This is a genomic window from Kluyvera sichuanensis (assembly GCF_040930405.1).
Lineage (GTDB): Bacteria > Pseudomonadota > Gammaproteobacteria > Enterobacterales > Enterobacteriaceae > Kluyvera > Kluyvera sichuanensis.
In genome coordinates, this window is record NZ_CP162271.1 from 3,330,128 (window position 1) to 3,347,597 (window position 17,470).

Below are 17,470 nucleotides of genomic sequence, written 5' to 3' on the forward strand. Positions count from 1 at the left end.
AAAACCGCCGGGGTTTCCCCCAGCGGTTTTTTTTAGCTCTCTTTCGTCGGCGTTTGCGGACGACTTCCCGGCACCGGCAGCCACGCGCGTATCAGCAACCCGCCGCGTTCACTGGTATCCAGCTCCAGCATCCCGTTGTGGTTATCGATGATACGCTGCACGATCGCCAGCCCCAGCCCCGTTCCGCTGATGGTACGGGCGCTATCGCCACGCACAAACGGCTGGAACAGGTGCTTACGCTGCTCGGGTTTAATCCCTGGACCATCGTCTTCCACCTGGAACCAGGCGCGATGCGCTTCACGACCGCTACTGACTTTAATCCAGCCGTTGCCGTAACGCGCCGCGTTCACCACCATATTGGCCAGTGCACGCTTGATAGACAGCGGATGCACCCTTACCGGGATCTCATCGTCGAACAGTGCGGTATCAATTTCCCGCTCATAGCCGCTTTCTGCTGCGATCACTTCACCGAGCACGGCATTGAGATCGATAGACTCCAGCGGCATCTCCTGACCGGTACGCAGATAGTCAATAAACTGCTCGATGATGGCATTGCACTCTTCAATATCTTTATTGATAGATTCAGCAAGATAACCATCCTCTTCGCCCATCATCTCCGTCGCCAGACGAATACGCGTTAGCGGCGTACGCAGATCGTGGCTGACGCCGGCCATCAACAGCGTACGGTCGTCGGAAAGCTGCTTCACGCCCGCGGCCATATGATTAAAGGCTCGAGTCACCGAACGCACCTCAGACGCACCGTATTCACGCAGCGGCGGAGGAATGATGCCCTTACCGACCTGCAGCGCGGCGTGCTCCAGGTCGACCAGGGGTCGGTTCTGGATGCGGATAAACAGCCACGCGCCGCCTATCGCCAGCAGCATAATCGCCAGGGTATAGCGGAAGAGCGGGGAGAAGTCTCCCTGATGGATCTCGGTTAACGGCACACGCACCCAAATATTGGGCGACAGCCAGGTCTTCAACCAGACCACCGGGGAGCTTTTATTGACTTCAACGCGAACTTCAGTCGGCCCGCCCAGCTGCTGGGCCATCTGCTGACTTAAGAACTCGTAGTGTTGAGCCCAGCGTAAACCGGCCTCTTCAGCGGCTTCATCGGAATAGAGTGAGATACCCAGTTCACGATAGATCTCGCGGCGAAATGCCGGCGGCACGACAAGTTGCGTGCCGTCTTCCAGCTGCAGTTTATCGGTCATCAACATACGGACTTCGTAGGCTAAGACCTTATTAAACTGCTGCAGGCTTGGCAAAATCGCGAAGTTCAGCACCACAAGATAGGTTGTCACCAGGCTGACGAACAGCAGGGTGACAATCAGCAGCAACGTGCGGGCAAACGAACTTCGAGGCGAGAAGCGCAGTCTCCTCATGCTTTAGAACCGTCCGGAACGAACACGTAGCCCAGACCCCAAACGGTCTGAATATAGCGTGGGTGAGCCGGATCTTCTTCCACCATGCGGCGCAGACGAGAAATCTGCACGTCGATAGAGCGCTCCATCGCCGAGTATTCACGACCACGCGCCAGGTTCATCAGCTTGTCGCGAGACAGCGGCTCGCGCGGGTGGCTGACCAGCGCTTTCAGCACCGCGAACTCACCGCTGGTGAGCGGCATAGGCTCGTCTTCACGGAACATTTCACGAGTACCAAGGTTCAGCTTGAACTTACCGAAGGCGATAACCGCTTCTTCCTGAGAAGGCGCGCCCGGCAGTTCGTTCGCCTGACGGCGCAGCACCGCACGGATACGGGCCAGCAGTTCACGCGGGTTGAACGGTTTCGGAATGTAGTCGTCGGCACCAATTTCCAGGCCCACGATACGGTCAACTTCTTCCCCTTTCGCCGTCACCATAATGATCGGCATCGGGTTGCTCTGGCTACGCAGACGACGGCAAATCGACAGACCATCTTCGCCTGGCAGCATTAAATCCAGAACCATCAGATGGAATGATTCACGGGTCAGCAATCTGTCCATCTGTTCGGCGTTAGCTACGCTTCGAACCTGGAAACCCTGCTCGGTCAGATAACGTTCCAGCAGCGCACGCAGGCGCATATCGTCATCCACAACAAGAATCTTATAATTCTCTTGCATTGTTTTTACTCCCAAAGGTTCGCAACAATTATTCAGCATGTATTCTCAAAAAAGCCTGCGCTTGCGACCAGCTAAATCTGGTATAAATTCCAGGCTAAATTGTTACAAAGCATATTTAACAGCGAGTTAAGTATACAATGAATCTTAATACACATTATTTATTCTGTCGGCATACTCACGTAATACGTATTGTGCGTATTCTTTCCTCGGTAGCCAGGTAAGCACGGAACATGAAAACACAGTTGATCACCCGTGAAGGGTACGAAAAGCTCAAAAAAGAGATGGATTATCTCTGGCGCGAAGAGCGCCCGGAGGTCACAAAGAAGGTGACCTGGGCCGCAAGCCTTGGCGATCGCAGTGAAAACGCTGACTACCAGTATAATAAAAAACGCTTAAGGGAGATTGACCGCCGCGTTCGTTATTTGACCAAGTGTCTTGAGAATCTGCGTATTGTCGATTACTCCCCGCAGCAGGAAGGTAAAGTCTTTTTCGGCGCCTGGGTTGAGATAGAAAACGACGACGGCGAAACCAAGCGTTTTCGTATCGTCGGCTACGATGAGATTTTTGGTCGCAAGGACTATATCTCCATCGACTCGCCGATGGCCCGCGCGTTGCTGAAGAAAGAGGTTGGCGATCTGGCGGTGGTCAACACCCCGGCCGGCGAAGCCAGCTGGTACGTGAACGAGATCGAATACGTAAAATAAGGCCGGAACAATCCGAAGCCCCCGCTGATGACTGGCATTTTTGCCAGTCAATCCGTATAACTGTCCCCTGATTTTATGACCTAACAGTGAAACCAAGCCATGATGAATGATTCGCTCTGCCGCATTATTGCGGGTGAACTTCAGGCCAGAGCCGAACAGGTGGAAGCCGCCGTTCGCCTGCTTGATGAAGGGAACACCGTGCCGTTTATTGCACGTTATCGTAAGGAAATCACCGGCGGACTGGATGATACGCAGCTGCGTAATCTGGAAACCCGCCTCGGGTATTTGCGTGAGCTGGAAGACCGCCGTCAGGTCATTCTGAAATCCATCGGTGAGCAGGGTAAGCTGACCGAAGCGCTGGAAAAAGCCATCAACGGCACGCTCAACAAAACCGAGCTGGAAGACCTCTACTTACCGTACAAACAGAAGCGCCGCACCCGCGGGCAGATTGCCATTGAAGCGGGCCTTGAGCCGCTGGCCGACCTGCTGTGGAGCGAGCCGTCCCACGACCCGGAAACCGAAGCCGCCAGATTTATCGATGCCGATAAGGGTGTAGCGGATACCAAAGCCGCCCTCGACGGCGCGCGCTACATCCTGATGGAGCGCTTCGCAGAAGACGCCGGCCTGCTGGCTAAAGTGCGTGACTATCTGTGGAAGAACGCCCACCTGGTCGCCAAAGTGGTCAGCGGTAAAGAAGAGGAAGGCGCAAAATTCCGCGACTACTTCGACCATCACGAACCGATTTCAACCACCCCTTCCCACCGCGCGCTGGCGATGTTCCGCGGGCGCAACGAAGGCGTGCTGCAACTCTCCCTCAACGCCGACCCACAGTTCGACGAGCCGCCGAAAGAGAGCTACTGCGAACAGATTATTATCGACCACCTTGGTCTGCGCCTGAACAACGCCCCAGCGGACAGCTGGCGTAAAGGCGTGGTCAGCTGGACCTGGCGCATCAAAGTGCTGATGCACCTTGAAACCGAGCTGATGGGCACCGTGCGCGAACGCGCGGAAGATGAAGCCATCAACGTCTTCGCCCGTAACCTGCACGATCTGCTGATGGCGGCACCGGCTGGCCTGCGCGCCACCATGGGCCTCGATCCGGGCCTGCGTACCGGCGTAAAAGTGGCAGTGGTTGACGGTACTGGCAAGCTGGTCGCCACCGACACCATTTACCCCCATACCGGTCAGGCCGCGAAAGCGGCGGTTGCCGTTGCCGCGCTGTGTGAAAAGCACAACGTAGAGCTGGTGGCTATCGGTAACGGAACGGCATCTCGTGAAACCGAGCGCTTCTTCCTCGACGTGCAGCAACAGTTCCCGAAAGTCACCGCGCAGAAGGTGATCGTCAGCGAAGCGGGCGCTTCCGTCTATTCCGCCTCCGAGCTGGCAGCGCTGGAGTTCCCGGACCTCGACGTTTCCCTGCGCGGCGCGGTCTCTATCGCCCGTCGTCTACAGGATCCGTTGGCAGAGCTGGTGAAAATCGACCCGAAATCCATCGGGGTCGGCCAGTATCAGCACGACGTCAGTCAGACTCAGCTAGCACGCAAGCTGGATGCGGTGGTGGAAGACTGCGTAAACGCCGTCGGCGTAGACCTGAACACCGCTTCCGTGCCGCTGCTGACCCGCGTGGCGGGCCTGACGCGTATGATGGCGCAGAACATCGTCGCCTGGCGCGATGAGAACGGTCAGTTCCAGAACCGCCAGCAACTGCTGAAGGTGAGCCGTCTGGGGCCAAAAGCGTTTGAGCAGTGCGCGGGCTTCCTGCGTATAAACCACGGCGATAACCCGCTGGATGCTTCAACCGTTCACCCGGAAGCGTATCCGGTGGTCGAACGCATTCTGGCCGCCACACAGCAGGCGCTGAAGGATTTAATGGGCAACAGTAATGAGCTCAGAAACCTGAAAGCCTCTGAGTTCACCGACGATCGTTTTGGTGTGCCCACCGTTACCGACATCATCAAAGAGCTGGAAAAACCAGGCCGCGACCCGCGTCCTGAGTTTAAAACCGCGAAGTTCGCCGACGGTGTAGAAACCATGAACGACCTGCTGCCGGGGATGGTCCTCGAAGGCGCCGTCACCAACGTCACCAACTTTGGCGCATTTGTTGATATTGGCGTGCATCAGGACGGCCTGGTTCACATCTCTTCACTGGCGGATAAGTTCGTCGAAGACCCACATACCGTGGTGAAAGCGGGCGATATCGTCAAAGTGAAGGTGCTGGAAGTGGATCTGCAGCGTAAGCGCATCGCGCTGACCATGCGTCTTGACGAGCAGCCGGGTGAAACCAACGCCCGTCGCGGCAGTGGCGGTAACGATCGCAGCCAGGGCAACAACCGCCCGGCCGCGAAAGCCGCAAAACCGCGCGGGCGTGAAGCGCAGCCTGCAGGTAACAGCGCCATGATGGACGCATTGGCAGCCGCCATGGGTAAAAAACGCTAATTGCAACCAGTAGCCCGGCCGAGCACAGCGACGCCGGGAAAGGCTCCAGAGCCACCCCGGGGTCGGCGTTAAAACGCCTCGCCCGGGCTACCGCAATATATCTCACCCTACCGTTCGTTTTTATAGGCTTTTAATAATAAGCGTCATCATGTTTTATTTTATTAACCAATGAAACCTTAATTAAACATTAAGCGAAGAAAATAATATTTAATTCATTTACGGCTACAATGAGTTGCTTGCGTCATATCAAAAAAAGTGCAAATTCCGCTCGAAATTCCCGCCGATCGCATAATATGTATTGATGATAAAAACCATTCTCATTATCATCATTTTCAGTAGGCTTTATTTCTTTATTCGTTGACGACGCCCCGGTTGCCGCCAGGCAGCGCGCGGTGCTCCCCTCGTTCAGCTAGCGATACACAAGTAGGTTATATGCAATTTACACCTGATACTGCGTGGAAGATTGTCGGTTTCTCCCGCGAAATTAGCCCAGCTTATCGTCAGAAACTGCTGTCCCTGGGCATGCTGCCGGGATCGTCCTTTAATGTAGTTCGCGTAGCGCCACTCGGCGACCCTATTCATATTGAAACCCGTCGCGTTAGCCTGGTATTGCGTAAGAAAGATCTCGCGCTTATTGAATTAGAAGCCGTCGCGCAATAACCCCAGCCCGGTACTAAGAGTCTGAAATATGAAAAAATTAACCATCGGTTTAATTGGTAATCCTAATTCCGGCAAAACAACCTTATTCAACCAGCTCACCGGCGCGCGCCAGCGCGTAGGCAACTGGGCCGGGGTAACGGTAGAGCGCAAAGAAGGCGCGTTCGCCACTACCGACCATCAGGTCACCCTCGTCGACCTGCCGGGTACCTACTCGCTGACCACCATCTCCTCGCAAACCTCGCTGGATGAGCAGATTGCCTGCCACTATATTCTGAGCGGTGATGCCGACCTGCTGATTAACGTGGTCGACGCCTCCAACCTCGAACGTAACCTCTACCTGACGCTGCAGCTGCTCGAGCTGGGCATTCCGTGCGTGGTCGCGCTGAACATGCTCGATATTGCCGAGAAACAGCAAATCCGTATCGACGTGGATGCGCTCTCGGCACGCCTCGGCTGCCCGGTTGTGCCGCTGGTGTCCACCCGCGCTCGCGGAATTGAAGCGCTGAAAATGGCGATTGACCGCCATCAGGGCAACCAGCCGATTGAGCTGGTTCACTATCCACAGCCGCTGCTGCGCGAAGCCGATAACCTGGCAAAAGAGATGGCGCAGGAGATCCCTGAACGTCAGCGTCACTGGCTGGGCATGCAGATGCTGGAAGGCGATATCTATAGCCGCGCCTACGCTGGCGACGCCGCGCACAAGCTGGACGTCTCTCTGGCGCACCTGAGCGAAGAGATGGATGACCCGGCTCTGCATATCGCCGACGCCCGCTATCAAAGCATTGCCGCGATTTGCGACGCCGTCAGTAACACCCTGACCGCCGAGCCAAGCCGCTTCACCGCCGCACTGGACAAAATCGTCCTCAACCGCGTGCTGGGTTTACCGATTTTCCTGTTCGTCATGTACCTGATGTTCTTGCTGGCTATCAACATCGGTGGCGCACTGCAGCCGATCTTTGACGGCGGCTCCGTCGCTATCTTTATCCACGGCATTCAGTGGATTGGCTACCAGTTGCACTTCCCGGACTGGCTGACGGTCTTCCTGGCGCAGGGCATCGGCGGTGGTATTAACACCGTGCTGCCGTTAGTGCCGCAAATCGGCATGATGTACCTGTTCCTCTCCTTCCTTGAGGACTCCGGGTACATGGCGCGTGCGGCATTCGTGATGGACCGCCTGATGCAGTCTCTGGGTCTGCCGGGTAAATCCTTTGTACCGCTGATCGTCGGCTTCGGCTGTAACGTGCCGTCGGTCATGGGCGCACGTACTCTGGATGCACCGCGCGAGCGTCTGATGACCATTATGATGGCGCCGTTTATGTCCTGTGGCGCACGTCTGGCTATCTTCGCCGTCTTCGCCGCCGCCTTCTTCGGCCAGGGCGGCGCGCTGGTGGTCTTCTCCCTGTACGTGCTGGGGATCGTTATCGCCATCCTGACCGGCCTTATGCTCAAATACACCATTATGCGCGGTGAAGCATCGCCGTTCGTGATGGAACTGCCGGTGTACCACGTACCGCATATTAAGAGCCTGATTATCCAGACCTGGCAGCGCCTGAAAGGCTTCGTGCTGCGCGCGGGTAAAGTTATCGTTATCGTCAGTATCTTCCTGAGCGCGCTGAACAGCTTCTCGTTCAGCGGCAAAATCGTCGATAACATCAACGACTCCGCGCTGGCCTCCGTCAGCCGCGCCATTACGCCGGTGTTTAAACCGATTGGCGTCCATGACGATAACTGGCAGGCCACCGTGGGTCTGTTTACCGGCGCGATGGCAAAAGAAGTGGTGGTCGGTACGCTGAACACCCTCTACACCGCCGAAAACATTCAGAACGAGGAGTTCAACCCGCAGGAATTCAGTCTCGGTGAAGAGCTGCTGGCAGCGGCTGATGAAACCTGGCAGGGGCTGAAAGACACCTTTAGCCTGAGCGTACTGGCCAACCCAATCGAAGCCAGCAAAGGCGACGGCGAGATGGAAACCGGGGCGATGGGCGTGATGAGCAGCAAGTTCGGCAGCGCGGCAGCAGCCTACAGCTACCTGATTTTCGTTCTGCTCTACATTCCATGCATTTCGGTGATGGGGGCGATTGCCCGTGAGTCGAGCCGCGGCTGGATGTCCTTCTCTATTCTCTGGGGTCTGAACATCGCCTACTCACTCTCGACGCTGTACTACCAGACGGTGAGCTTCAGCCAGCACCCACGCTACAGCCTGGTGTGCATCCTGGCGGTGATTCTGTTCAACGTGGTGGTGATTGGTCTGCTGCGCCGTGCCCGTAGCCGGGTGGACGTCTCCCTGCTGGCGACGCGTAAAACGCCAACCTCATGCTGCTCTAGCCCAGCGGGCGATTGTCACTAGGAGTCATCATGGCATCATTGATTGAAGTACGCGATATGCTGGCACTGCAGGGACGCATGGAAGCCTCACAGCTCAGCGCCCAACTGCACACGCCGCAGGCGATGATCGATGCCATGCTGAGCCGCCTGGAAGCCATGGGGAAAGTCATGAAGATTGACGAAGAACCGGATGGGTGTCTGACCGGCAGCTGCAAAAGCTGCCCGGAAGGAAAAGCCTGCTTACGTCAGTGGTGGGCGCTACGCTAAAACGTATTCCCGGCGTTAACGCAACGCCGGGAATAACATGTTCGACCCTACTTACTTATAGACGTCCGCGTTACCGTGAACGTTTTTCTCGTTTTTCTGACCCGCGATAATCACATAGTACTTGCCGCCCAGCTCATCCGCTTTTTTCGACAGATCGTGCTTCGCGTCCATCGGCGACGTCGTTTTTGACGTGGTGATGTTGCCAATTTTAGTCAGCTTCATCTTCGCAACGTCTTCTTTAGTAATTTCCTTGGCGGCAAATGCGCCAAATGACAGAGAACCAATAACCAGAGATGCAACAATACCTGTAACAAGTTTCATAGGCCTACACTCCATTCAGTTATTTTTGTAGGTGACGGTGGCTTACTGAAATAGTCAGCCACCGCAACAAGTTAAGTATTGCTACAAATTTGCCATTTACCACGTCAGGTAAAAAATTATTTTAAAGCTGCTTTTTTAACGCAATCAACGACTCGCAAAATGCCTGTGGATGCGAAATAAACGGCGCATGGGCCGCCTTATCAAACACCAGCGATTCACTCTGCGGCCACTGGGCATCCAGCAGCGGCACAATCTTGCGCGGGACTAACCCATCAAGCCGACCGTAAAGGCGCAGGAACGGCACCGTCAGCGCGGTGAGTGACTGGCGCAGGTCAGCGGTTTTGAGGATCTCCAGGCCGCCGTTCAGCACCTCAGAAGAGGGCATTGGCAGGGACAGCACCGTCTGTTTCAGCGCGCGCGCATCCTGACGGGCGCTTTCGGTACCCAGCGTTTGCAGCGCCAGGAAACGCTCAACGGTGCGCTGGAAATCTTCGCTGAGCTGCTGCTGGAACCCACTGAGCACCTCAGGCTTAATGCCGGGCCACGCGTCATGCGCGCTAAAGCAAGGGGACGATGCGACGGTGACCAACGCCTCGACGCGTTCCGGGTGGCGTAATGCCACTTCGCTTGCCACCAGCCCCCCAAGACTCCAGCCAAGCCAGATAGCGTTAACCGGCGCTTTTTCCAGCACATGTTCGGCCATCTCTTCCAGCGAAAGCGCACCAAACCCACCGCTGCGGCCATAGCCCGGCAGGTCGACCAGATGCAGCGTAAAATGCGCGCCTAATTCCGGCGTAATGCAATCCCAGACCTGAGCATTCAGCCCCCATCCGTGCAGCAGCACAAGATGACAATCTCCTTCGCCCGTGGTTTGCCACCAGATGTCGTTCATCAGCTATTGTTCTCGTTTTATTGGTTCAAGGAGGGATTATGCTAACAGTCCACGGCTCGTGCTGGCTATGCAAAATGCCGCTAGCGCTACCCGCGTGGGGCATCTGCTCGCGCTGTACCCACGCGGTAGAAAGCGAGATTTGTCGCTGCCCGCAATGCGGTTTACCTTCGGGGAGCACCCATGCACCGTGCGGGCGCTGCCTACAAAAACCGCCGCCCTGGCAGCGTCTGGTGACCGTAAACGACTATCAACCACCGCTCAGTACGTTGATTCACCACTTCAAGTTCAGCGGCCAGGCAGAGCTAGCCCCCGCGCTGGCGCGTCTGCTGCTGTTAGCCGTGCGGCGTAGCGGTACGTGGCCCATGCCGCAGCAGCTTATCAGCGTCCCCTTGTGGCAGCGCCGTCACTGGCGGCGCGGGTATAACCAGAGCGAGCTGTTGTGCCGGGCGCTGGCGAAATGGCTGCCCTGCGAATTTACCCCACGGGCGATCGTCCGCATACGCCCCACCGCCACCCAGCATCAGCTCAGCGCCAGGCTGCGCAAACAGAACCTGAAAAATGCGTTCCAGCTTGAATTACCGGTGCAGGGTCGCCATATGGTTATTGTGGATGATGTGGTCACTACCGGCAGCACCGTTGCTGAGATTTCCCGGCTTCTTTTGCGAAATGGCGCGGCGAGCGTTCAGGTATGGTGTCTGTGTCGCACCTTGTAGACCCCCAGCGATGGGCGTATTATAACCAACTAAAGTAGTCAACTATTAGGTCAAAGCTATGATCCGTATTTCCGATACTGCGCAAGCGCACTTTGCCAAACTTCTGCAAAATCAGGAAGAAGGGACACAAATCCGTGTATTTGTGATTAACCCTGGTACGCCTAACGCAGAATGCGGCGTTTCTTATTGCCCGCCGGATGCGGTGGAAGCAAGTGATACTGCCCTGAAATTTGAACAGCTCACCGCTTATGTCGACGAGCTGAGCGCTCCGTATCTGGAAGATGCGGAAATCGATTTCGTTACCGATCAGCTGGGTTCTCAGCTGACCCTGAAAGCGCCAAACGCGAAAATGCGTAAAGTGTCCGACGATGCCCCGCTGATGGAGCGCGTTGAATACATGCTGCAGTCGCAGGTTAACCCACAGCTGGCTGGTCACGGTGGCCGCGTGTCGCTGATGGAAATCACCGACGACGGCTACGCCATCCTGCAGTTTGGCGGCGGCTGTAACGGTTGCTCGATGATTGACGTCACGCTGAAAGATGGGATCGAAAAACAGCTGCTGGCTGAATTCCCTGACCTTAAAGGCGTTCGCGATCTGACCGAACACCAGCGCGGCGAGCACTCTTACTACTAAGTTAGCGCCGTGCTTGTCCCGGCGGCGCTTCGCCTGGCCGGGCAACAAACAAGTGCGACTCTCACTGGTAGCCCGGGCGAGGCGTTTACGCCGACCCCGGGAAATTCTCCGTTCTACACATGTTACCGCGCAACATGCCTTGCAAATTCCCGCTCCAAACTCTGCAATAACCCTACCAATAATTTGACTACCGTCGCAGATTTCACATTTCCATGCCTGGGGTTATTCTCAACCTCTACATGTTACCCGTATCATCGCAACACACACCACCGCGTTAAATAAATAGCCAGCTATCCTTTGTCTGAGTCATAAACATACGGTGGTGTGAAGAAGTCAGTACCTATTCCCTCTGTAGGGACAATTGGACGTTGTCGCAGCAACAGTGACGTTACCCATAACAAATTAAAGGCTGGATAAATTATGCCATTAATCATCGTAGCTATCGGGGTTATCCTCTTATTACTGCTGATGATCCGTTTCAAAATGAACGGGTTTATCGCTCTGGTTCTGGTGGCACTCGCCGTCGGATTAATGCAGGGCATGCCCCTGGACAAAGTTATCGTCTCCATTAAAAACGGCGTTGGCGGCACCCTCGGCAGCCTGGCGCTGATTATGGGCTTCGGCGCCATGCTCGGTAAGATGCTGGCGGACTGCGGCGGTGCGCAGCGTATCGCCACAACCCTCATCGACAAATTTGGTCGTAAGCACATTCAGTGGGCCGTCGTACTGACCGGCTTCACCGTCGGCTTCGCGCTGTTCTATGAAGTGGGCTTCGTTCTGCTGCTGCCGCTGGTGTTCACCATTGCGGCAAACGCACGTATTCCGCTGCTGTACGTCGGCGTGCCAATGGCGGCGGCGCTCTCCGTGACCCACGGCTTTCTGCCGCCTCACCCGGGCCCAACCGCTATCGCCACTATCTTCCACGCGGACATGGGTAAAACCCTGCTGTACGGGACGCTGCTGGCTATCCCGACCGTTATTCTGGCGGGCCCGGTTTATGCGCGCTGCCTGAAAAGTATCGACAAGCCAATCCCGGAGGGTCTGCACAACCCGAAAACCTTCACCGATGCAGAGATGCCGTCCTTCGGCGTGAGCGTCTGGACCTCTCTGGTGCCGGTCATCCTGATGGCGCTGCGCGCTATCGCGGAAATGGTGCTGCCAAAAGGCCACGCCCTGCTGCCTGCTGCTGAATTCTTCGGCGATCCGGTGATGGCGACCCTGATTGCGGTGCTGATTGCTATCTTCACCTTCGGCCTGAACCGTGGCCGTTCGATGGATGACATCAACGATACGCTGATCTCCTCCATTAAAATTATTGCCATGATGCTGCTGATCATCGGCGGCGGCGGTGCCTTCAAGCAGGTACTGGTCGACTCCGGCGTGGATAAGTACATCGCGTCTATCATGCACGAGTCCAACGTGTCTCCGCTGTTTATGGCCTGGTCTATCGCCGCCGTACTGCGTATTGCACTGGGTTCTGCCACCGTTGCGGCCATCACCGCTGGTGGTATCGCGGCGCCGCTGATTGCCACCACCGGCGTCAGCCCTGAACTGATGGTTATCGCGGTCGGTTCCGGCTCCGTTATCTTCTCCCACGTGAACGATCCAGGCTTCTGGCTGTTCAAGGAGTACTTCAACCTGACTATCGGCGAGACCATTAAGTCCTGGTCGATGCTGGAAACCATTATCTCGGTTTGCGGTCTGGTGGGTTGTTTGCTGCTGGGAATGGTGGTGTAACACGGTATCCCCGGCGTCGCTTCGCTCGGCCGGGCTACGAATCGTGGCGGTAATCGCACCGACTCCGGGGCTGTACAGAACCAACAGAGACAAAAACGCCGGGGATATCCCCGGCGTTTTCATTTTTACTTCTTCTTACTCGCTGCTTTTCGGCGCTTGTCCAAATCTTTAATCAGCTTATTCACCCCGTCGTCAGCAAACATCGCTTCCAGCGACGTGGAGAGCTTGCGCCGCCAGTTCGGGTACTCGGAGCTGGTGCCTGGAATGTTGACCGGGCTGGACATCTGCAGCCAGTCTTCCGGCTGGAGCCCCAACAGGGCGCTATTGCTGTCAGCAATATAGCGTTGCATACCGCGGCTCAGCGTGGCGGTCATCGACATCAGCGACGCCTTATGCCCCGCACGTTTCGGCAGCGCGCCGTACTTATGCAGCGCATCCAGCAACCCCTGCTTCGCCAACTCGCGGTCCTGATACAGCCCACGCAGTACGTCAGCATCAGGGTAAAGCCCCAGCTGATTGCCGAGCGTCAGGTCCCCGCTTTCCCAATAGCCGCGCAGCGTAGGTAGGTCGTGGGTGGTTGCCACGGCCATCGACTGCTCAGGATAGGCTTTCGGCGCGCGGAAGTTCTTCTCGCTGTCATTTTCGAAGTAGAGCACCTTGTACGAGTAAACCCCGCTCTTACGCAGCTTACCGACAATCTCCACCGGGACGGTGCCGAGGTCTTCGCCAATCACCATACAGCGATGACGTTTACTCTCCAGCGCCAGAATCGACAGCAGCGCATCCACCGGATACTGCACGTAAGCGCCGTGGTCAGCAGTTTCGCCGTAAGGGATCCACCACAGACGCAGGACCGACATCACGTGGTCGATACGCAGCGCGCCGCAGTTTTTCATATTAGCGCGCAGCAGTTCAATAAACGGCTCATAGGCACGCGCGGCGATGATATGCGGATCCATCGGCGGCAGGCCCCAGTTCTGTCCTAGCGGGCCGAGAATATCCGGCGGTGCGCCTACGGAAGCTTTCAGGCAGTACAGCTCGCGGTCGCACCAGGTTTCCGCGCCGCCTTCCGCCACGCCTACCGCCAGGTCGCGGTAGAGGCCAATCGGCATCGCATCGCGCTGGCTGGTCTCCCAGCAGTCTGCAAACTGGGTATACGCCAGCCATTGCAGCCACAGGTAGAAATCCACGTCGTCGGCGTGCTTTTTACAGAATGCCTGCACTTCCGGGCTTTCGATAGTCTGATACGCCTTCGGCCAGGCCGGCCAGCCCCAGCGCAGCTTGTCTTCTTTCACCTGATGAGCATGCAGCGCGTCATATACCGCCTGCCAGTAGAGGCTCTCCCCTTCTTTATCGACAAAGTAGCGGAAGGTCGCCATCTGCTCATCGTTGCGTTTGGCAAAGCGTTTCCATGCCATGCGCAGCGCCGTCATTTTCAGCTCAGTCACCGCGGTGTAGTCCACCTGATCCACGTCGCGGGCGGCTTGCAGCTTCTTCTGGGTTGCTGGCAGCTTCCACCACGCCTGCGCCTCGTCGCTCAGCGCAAAGTCTTCCACCGCGTTCACGTCGATATAGATAACGTTCATCCAGCGACGTGAGGACGGGCTGTACGGGCTGGCACTCTCCGGGTTCGCCGGGTAGAGCGCATGAATCGGGTTGAGGCCGATAAACGAACCGCCGCGCTTCGCCACTTCCGGCAGCATCGCCTTCAGGTCACCGAAGTCACCGATGCCCCAGTTCTTCTCCGAACGCAGGGTGTAGAGCTGCACGCAGGCGCCCCACAGCTTTTTCGCCTCTTTCAGAGGCTGTGGCTCATAGCAGCGCTCCGGCGCGATAATCGCCCGGCAGTGCCAGCGCTCTTCGCCCTGGGTCAGGGTTAACGAGTGATACCCTTCCGGCAGCCGGGTCGGCAGACTGAGCGTTTTACCGCCCGTTGCCTGGCCGTGATACTGCTTGCCCTCTTCGGTGGTGAGGATCCAGCTAAATTCGCCCTTCCCCTCCACCGCCAGCGTCATCTTCTTGCCAAACGTCCAGATCATGACGTTTGGCACCGGCGTGGCCGCCACATCCGTGGCGGCGGTATGATGCATCGCGTCAAGCAAACGCCGTTTGGTGTCGGCGCCAATAGACTGCGGCTTGCCGTGGGCATTGATGTAGTTTGGGCTGATACCCGCCGCCAGCGCGGCATTATCGAGGCGTTTGCTCTCCATGGCCTGTCCTTAGCGTTTTGCCTGCCAGATACGTTTCTGATAATCGCGGATAGAACGGTCGGAGCTGAACATGCCGCAGCGAGCGGTGTTCAGGATCGCCGCACGGGTCCACGCTTCCTGGTCGCGATAAAGCACATCGACCTGCTTTTGCGCCTCGACATAAGCGGCGAAGTCAGCCATCACCAGGTACGGGTCACCGCCCTGTTTGCCCATGCTGTGCAGCATCTGGTCGAAGGCGTGCTTGTCGCCGTTGCTGTATTTGCCGCTTTCCAGCTCTTTAAGCACCGCGTCCAGCAGCTTGTCGGCTTTACGCCATTTCAGCGGATCGTAGCCTTTGGCTTTAAGTTCTTTCACCTGTTCGACGGTATGGCCGAAGATGAAGATGTTCTCAGAACCAACCTGTTCGGCGATTTCGACGTTCGCACCGTCCAGCGTACCGACGGTCAGCGCACCGTTGAGCGCCAGTTTCATGTTGCCGGTACCAGAGGCTTCTTTACCTGCTGTGGAGATCTGCTCAGAGACATCCGCCGCCGGGATCAGCATCTCCGCTGCCGACACGCAGTAATCCGGCAGGAAGACCACTTTCAGCTTGTCGCCCACTTTCGGGTCGTTGTTGACGGCTTCGGCCACCTTATTGATAGCAAAGATAATATTCTTCGCCAGGTAGTAGCCCGGTGCCGCCTTCGCCCCGAACAGGAACACGCGCGGTACGCGGTCAGCTTCCGGGTTTTCACGAATCTCTTTGTACAGCGCCAGAATGTGCAGCAGGTTCAGGTGCTGACGTTTGTATTCGTGCAGGCGTTTGATTTGGATATCAAAAATCGCGTGGCTGGAGATCTCAATGCCGGTGCGCGCTTTGACAAACTTCACCAGGCGCTCTTTGTTCGCCAGCTTGATGTCGCGGTACTGCTTGCGGAATTTCGCGTCGTCCGCGTATTTTTCCAGATTGATCAGTTGGTCGAGATCGTTGGCCCACTCTTTCTTCAGCGATTTATCCAGCAGCGCGGCAAGCGCCGGGTTGCACTGTTTGATCCAGCGACGCGGAGTGATGCCGTTGGTGACGTTATGGAAACGGGTCGGCCACAGCTGGTGGTATTCCGGGAACAGATCTTTCACCACCAGGTCCGAGTGCAGCGCCGCAACGCCGTTGACCGCAAAACCGCTCACCACGCACATGTTCGCCATGCGCACCTGTTTGTTATGCACCACGGCAAGCTTCGCCCATACGGCTTCGTCGCCCGGCCAGGTGGCATCAACCAGCTTCTTAAAGCGGTCGTTAATCTCTTTGATAATCTGCATATGACGCGGCAGCAGCGCTTTCACCAGCTTCTCATCCCAGCACTCCAGCGCTTCTGGCATCAGAGTGTGGTTGGTGTAGGCGAAGGTTTTGCTGGTAATCGCCCACGCGTCGTCCCAGCTCATTTGGTGCTCATCAATCAGCACTCGCAGCAGCTCAGGAATGGCGATAGTCGGGTGCGTATCGTTAAGCTGGATCACTTCAAAGTCGGCCAGCTCATGCAGCTTGCGGCCCGCCAGATGGTGGCGGCGCAGAATGTCGGCCACGGAGCAGGCGCACTGGAAGTACTGCTGCATCAGACGCAGCTTTTTGCCCGCCGTGTGGTTGTCGTTCGGGTAGAGAACTTTAGTCAGTTTTTCAGCGTCGATACCCTGCTGCTCTGCACGCAGGAAATCGCCGTCGTTGAATTTAGTCAGGTTAAACGGGTGTGCGTGCTTGGCCTGCCACAGACGCAGCGGCTGTGCAACGCCGTTACGGTAGCCCAGCACCGGCAGATCCCAGGCTTCACCGGTAATGGTAAACGCTGGCTGCCACTCCCCTTTCACCACTTTACCGCCGATGCCCACCTGCACATCCAGCGCGGCGTTGTGGCGGAACCACGGGTAGCTGCCGCGCTGCCAGTCGTCAGGTGCTTCCATCTGATGACCGTCATCGAAGGACTGGCGGAACAAACCGTACTGATAGTTCAGGCCGTAGCCGGTCGCCGACTGGCCCACGGTAGCCATGGAATCCAGGAAGCAGGCAGCCAGACGGCCCAAACCGCCGTTACCGAGCGCCGGGTCAGTCTCTTCTTCCAGCAGGTCGGTCAGGTTGACCTTGTAGGCTTTCAGCGCATCGCTCACCCCTTCGTACCAGCCGAGGTTGAGCAGGTTGTTGCCGGTCAGACGGCCAATCAGGAACTCCATCGAGATGTAGTTCACGTGGCGCTGATCTTTAGCCGGTTTCGCTACCGGCTGTGCACTGAGCTGTTCAGCCAGCGCGCCGCTCACAGCCTGCCACCATTGGTGAGGCGTCATTTCGGTAGCGGCCTGCAAGCCAAATCGCTGCCACTGACGCGTCAGGGCAGCCTGGAATGAATCGTGATTGAAGGTAGGCTGTGACATAGCGAATTCGAATCCTTTTACATAGACATTGGCGTTAGTGTGCCTGGCTGAATGGTGGACTTCCTCATCC

General features: G+C 56.8%; 14 protein-coding genes. 8 read left to right on the forward strand and 6 right to left on the reverse strand.

Annotated elements, in window-relative coordinates; all coding sequences use genetic code 11:
* Positions 1-32: 32 nt before the first annotated feature.
* Positions 33-1,385, reverse strand: coding sequence for a two-component system sensor histidine kinase EnvZ (envZ, locus tag AB2B48_RS16135; RefSeq protein WP_220440240.1), 1,353 nt, complete (start codon positions 1,383-1,385; stop codon positions 33-35).
* The gene (gene ompR / locus AB2B48_RS16140) at positions 1,382-2,101 is read right to left on the reverse strand and encodes a two-component system response regulator OmpR (RefSeq protein ID WP_001157751.1); all 720 of its coding nucleotides are present in this window, start codon (positions 2,099-2,101) and stop codon (positions 1,382-1,384) included. Before ompR ends, envZ begins: the two co-directional genes overlap by 4 nt.
* 230 nt (positions 2,102-2,331) lie before the next feature.
* Here ompR and greB point away from each other — a divergent pair, with 230 nt between their 5' ends.
* From greB to feoC, 5 genes are all read left to right on the forward strand, one after another.
* Positions 2,332-2,805, forward strand: coding sequence for a transcription elongation factor GreB (gene greB / locus AB2B48_RS16145; RefSeq protein ID WP_185668998.1), 474 nt, complete (start codon positions 2,332-2,334; stop codon positions 2,803-2,805).
* Positions 2,806-2,904: 99 nt separating this feature from the next.
* A complete protein-coding gene (locus AB2B48_RS16150) occupies positions 2,905-5,241 on the forward strand; it encodes a Tex family protein (protein ID WP_368299607.1) in 2,337 nt (778 codons plus the stop codon).
* Between the two features lie 432 nt (positions 5,242-5,673).
* Positions 5,674-5,901: a ferrous iron transporter A gene (gene feoA, locus AB2B48_RS16155; protein WP_052282977.1), complete on the forward strand. Its 228-nt coding sequence runs from the start codon at positions 5,674-5,676 to the stop codon at positions 5,899-5,901.
* 28 nt (positions 5,902-5,929) lie between these two features.
* Positions 5,930-8,248, forward strand: a complete 2,319-nt coding sequence (feoB, locus tag AB2B48_RS16160; RefSeq protein WP_368299608.1) for a Fe(2+) transporter permease subunit FeoB — start codon at positions 5,930-5,932, stop codon at positions 8,246-8,248.
* An 8-nt stretch (positions 8,249-8,256) separates the two neighbouring features.
* Positions 8,257-8,493 carry a [Fe-S]-dependent transcriptional repressor FeoC gene (gene feoC, locus AB2B48_RS16165; protein WP_185669001.1) on the forward strand — a complete coding sequence of 79 codons (237 nt, stop codon included), beginning with the start codon at positions 8,257-8,259 and terminating at the stop codon, positions 8,491-8,493.
* A gap of 51 nt (positions 8,494-8,544) precedes the next feature.
* Here feoC and AB2B48_RS16170 read toward each other — a convergent pair whose 3' ends face one another.
* Both AB2B48_RS16170 and bioH read right to left on the reverse strand, forming a co-directional pair.
* Positions 8,545-8,814: a YdgH/BhsA/McbA-like domain containing protein gene (locus AB2B48_RS16170; protein WP_185669002.1), complete on the reverse strand. Its 270-nt coding sequence runs from the start codon at positions 8,812-8,814 to the stop codon at positions 8,545-8,547.
* A gap of 121 nt (positions 8,815-8,935) precedes the next feature.
* On the reverse strand, positions 8,936-9,706 hold the full coding sequence (gene bioH, locus AB2B48_RS16175) for a pimeloyl-ACP methyl ester esterase BioH (RefSeq protein ID WP_368299609.1): 771 nt from the start codon (positions 9,704-9,706) through the stop codon (positions 8,936-8,938).
* A 38-nt stretch (positions 9,707-9,744) separates the two neighbouring features.
* On the opposite strand from bioH, the gene gntX reads away from it, so the two are divergent.
* The 3 genes from gntX (at position 9,745) to gntT (ending at position 12,790) form a co-directional block, all read left to right on the forward strand.
* The gene (gene gntX, locus AB2B48_RS16180; RefSeq protein ID WP_185669004.1) at positions 9,745-10,419 is read left to right on the forward strand and encodes a DNA utilization protein GntX; all 675 of its coding nucleotides are present in this window, start codon (positions 9,745-9,747) and stop codon (positions 10,417-10,419) included.
* Between the two features lie 58 nt (positions 10,420-10,477).
* A complete protein-coding gene (gene nfuA, locus AB2B48_RS16185) occupies positions 10,478-11,053 on the forward strand; it encodes a Fe-S biogenesis protein NfuA (RefSeq protein ID WP_106925116.1) in 576 nt (191 codons plus the stop codon).
* 420 nt (positions 11,054-11,473) lie between these two features.
* Positions 11,474-12,790, forward strand: coding sequence for a gluconate transporter (gene gntT / locus AB2B48_RS16190; RefSeq protein WP_035892130.1), 1,317 nt, complete (start codon positions 11,474-11,476; stop codon positions 12,788-12,790).
* Between the two features lie 125 nt (positions 12,791-12,915).
* Here gntT and malQ read toward each other — a convergent pair whose 3' ends face one another.
* Positions 12,916-15,000 (reverse strand): 4-alpha-glucanotransferase, encoded by a 2,085-nt coding sequence (gene malQ, locus AB2B48_RS16195; RefSeq protein ID WP_368299610.1) that lies wholly within the window; start codon positions 14,998-15,000, stop codon positions 12,916-12,918.
* A gap of 9 nt (positions 15,001-15,009) precedes the next feature.
* Positions 15,010-17,400 carry a maltodextrin phosphorylase gene (gene malP, locus AB2B48_RS16200; RefSeq protein ID WP_368299611.1) on the reverse strand — a complete coding sequence of 797 codons (2,391 nt, stop codon included), beginning with the start codon at positions 17,398-17,400 and terminating at the stop codon, positions 15,010-15,012.
* Between the last annotated feature and the right edge of the window lie 70 nt (positions 17,401-17,470).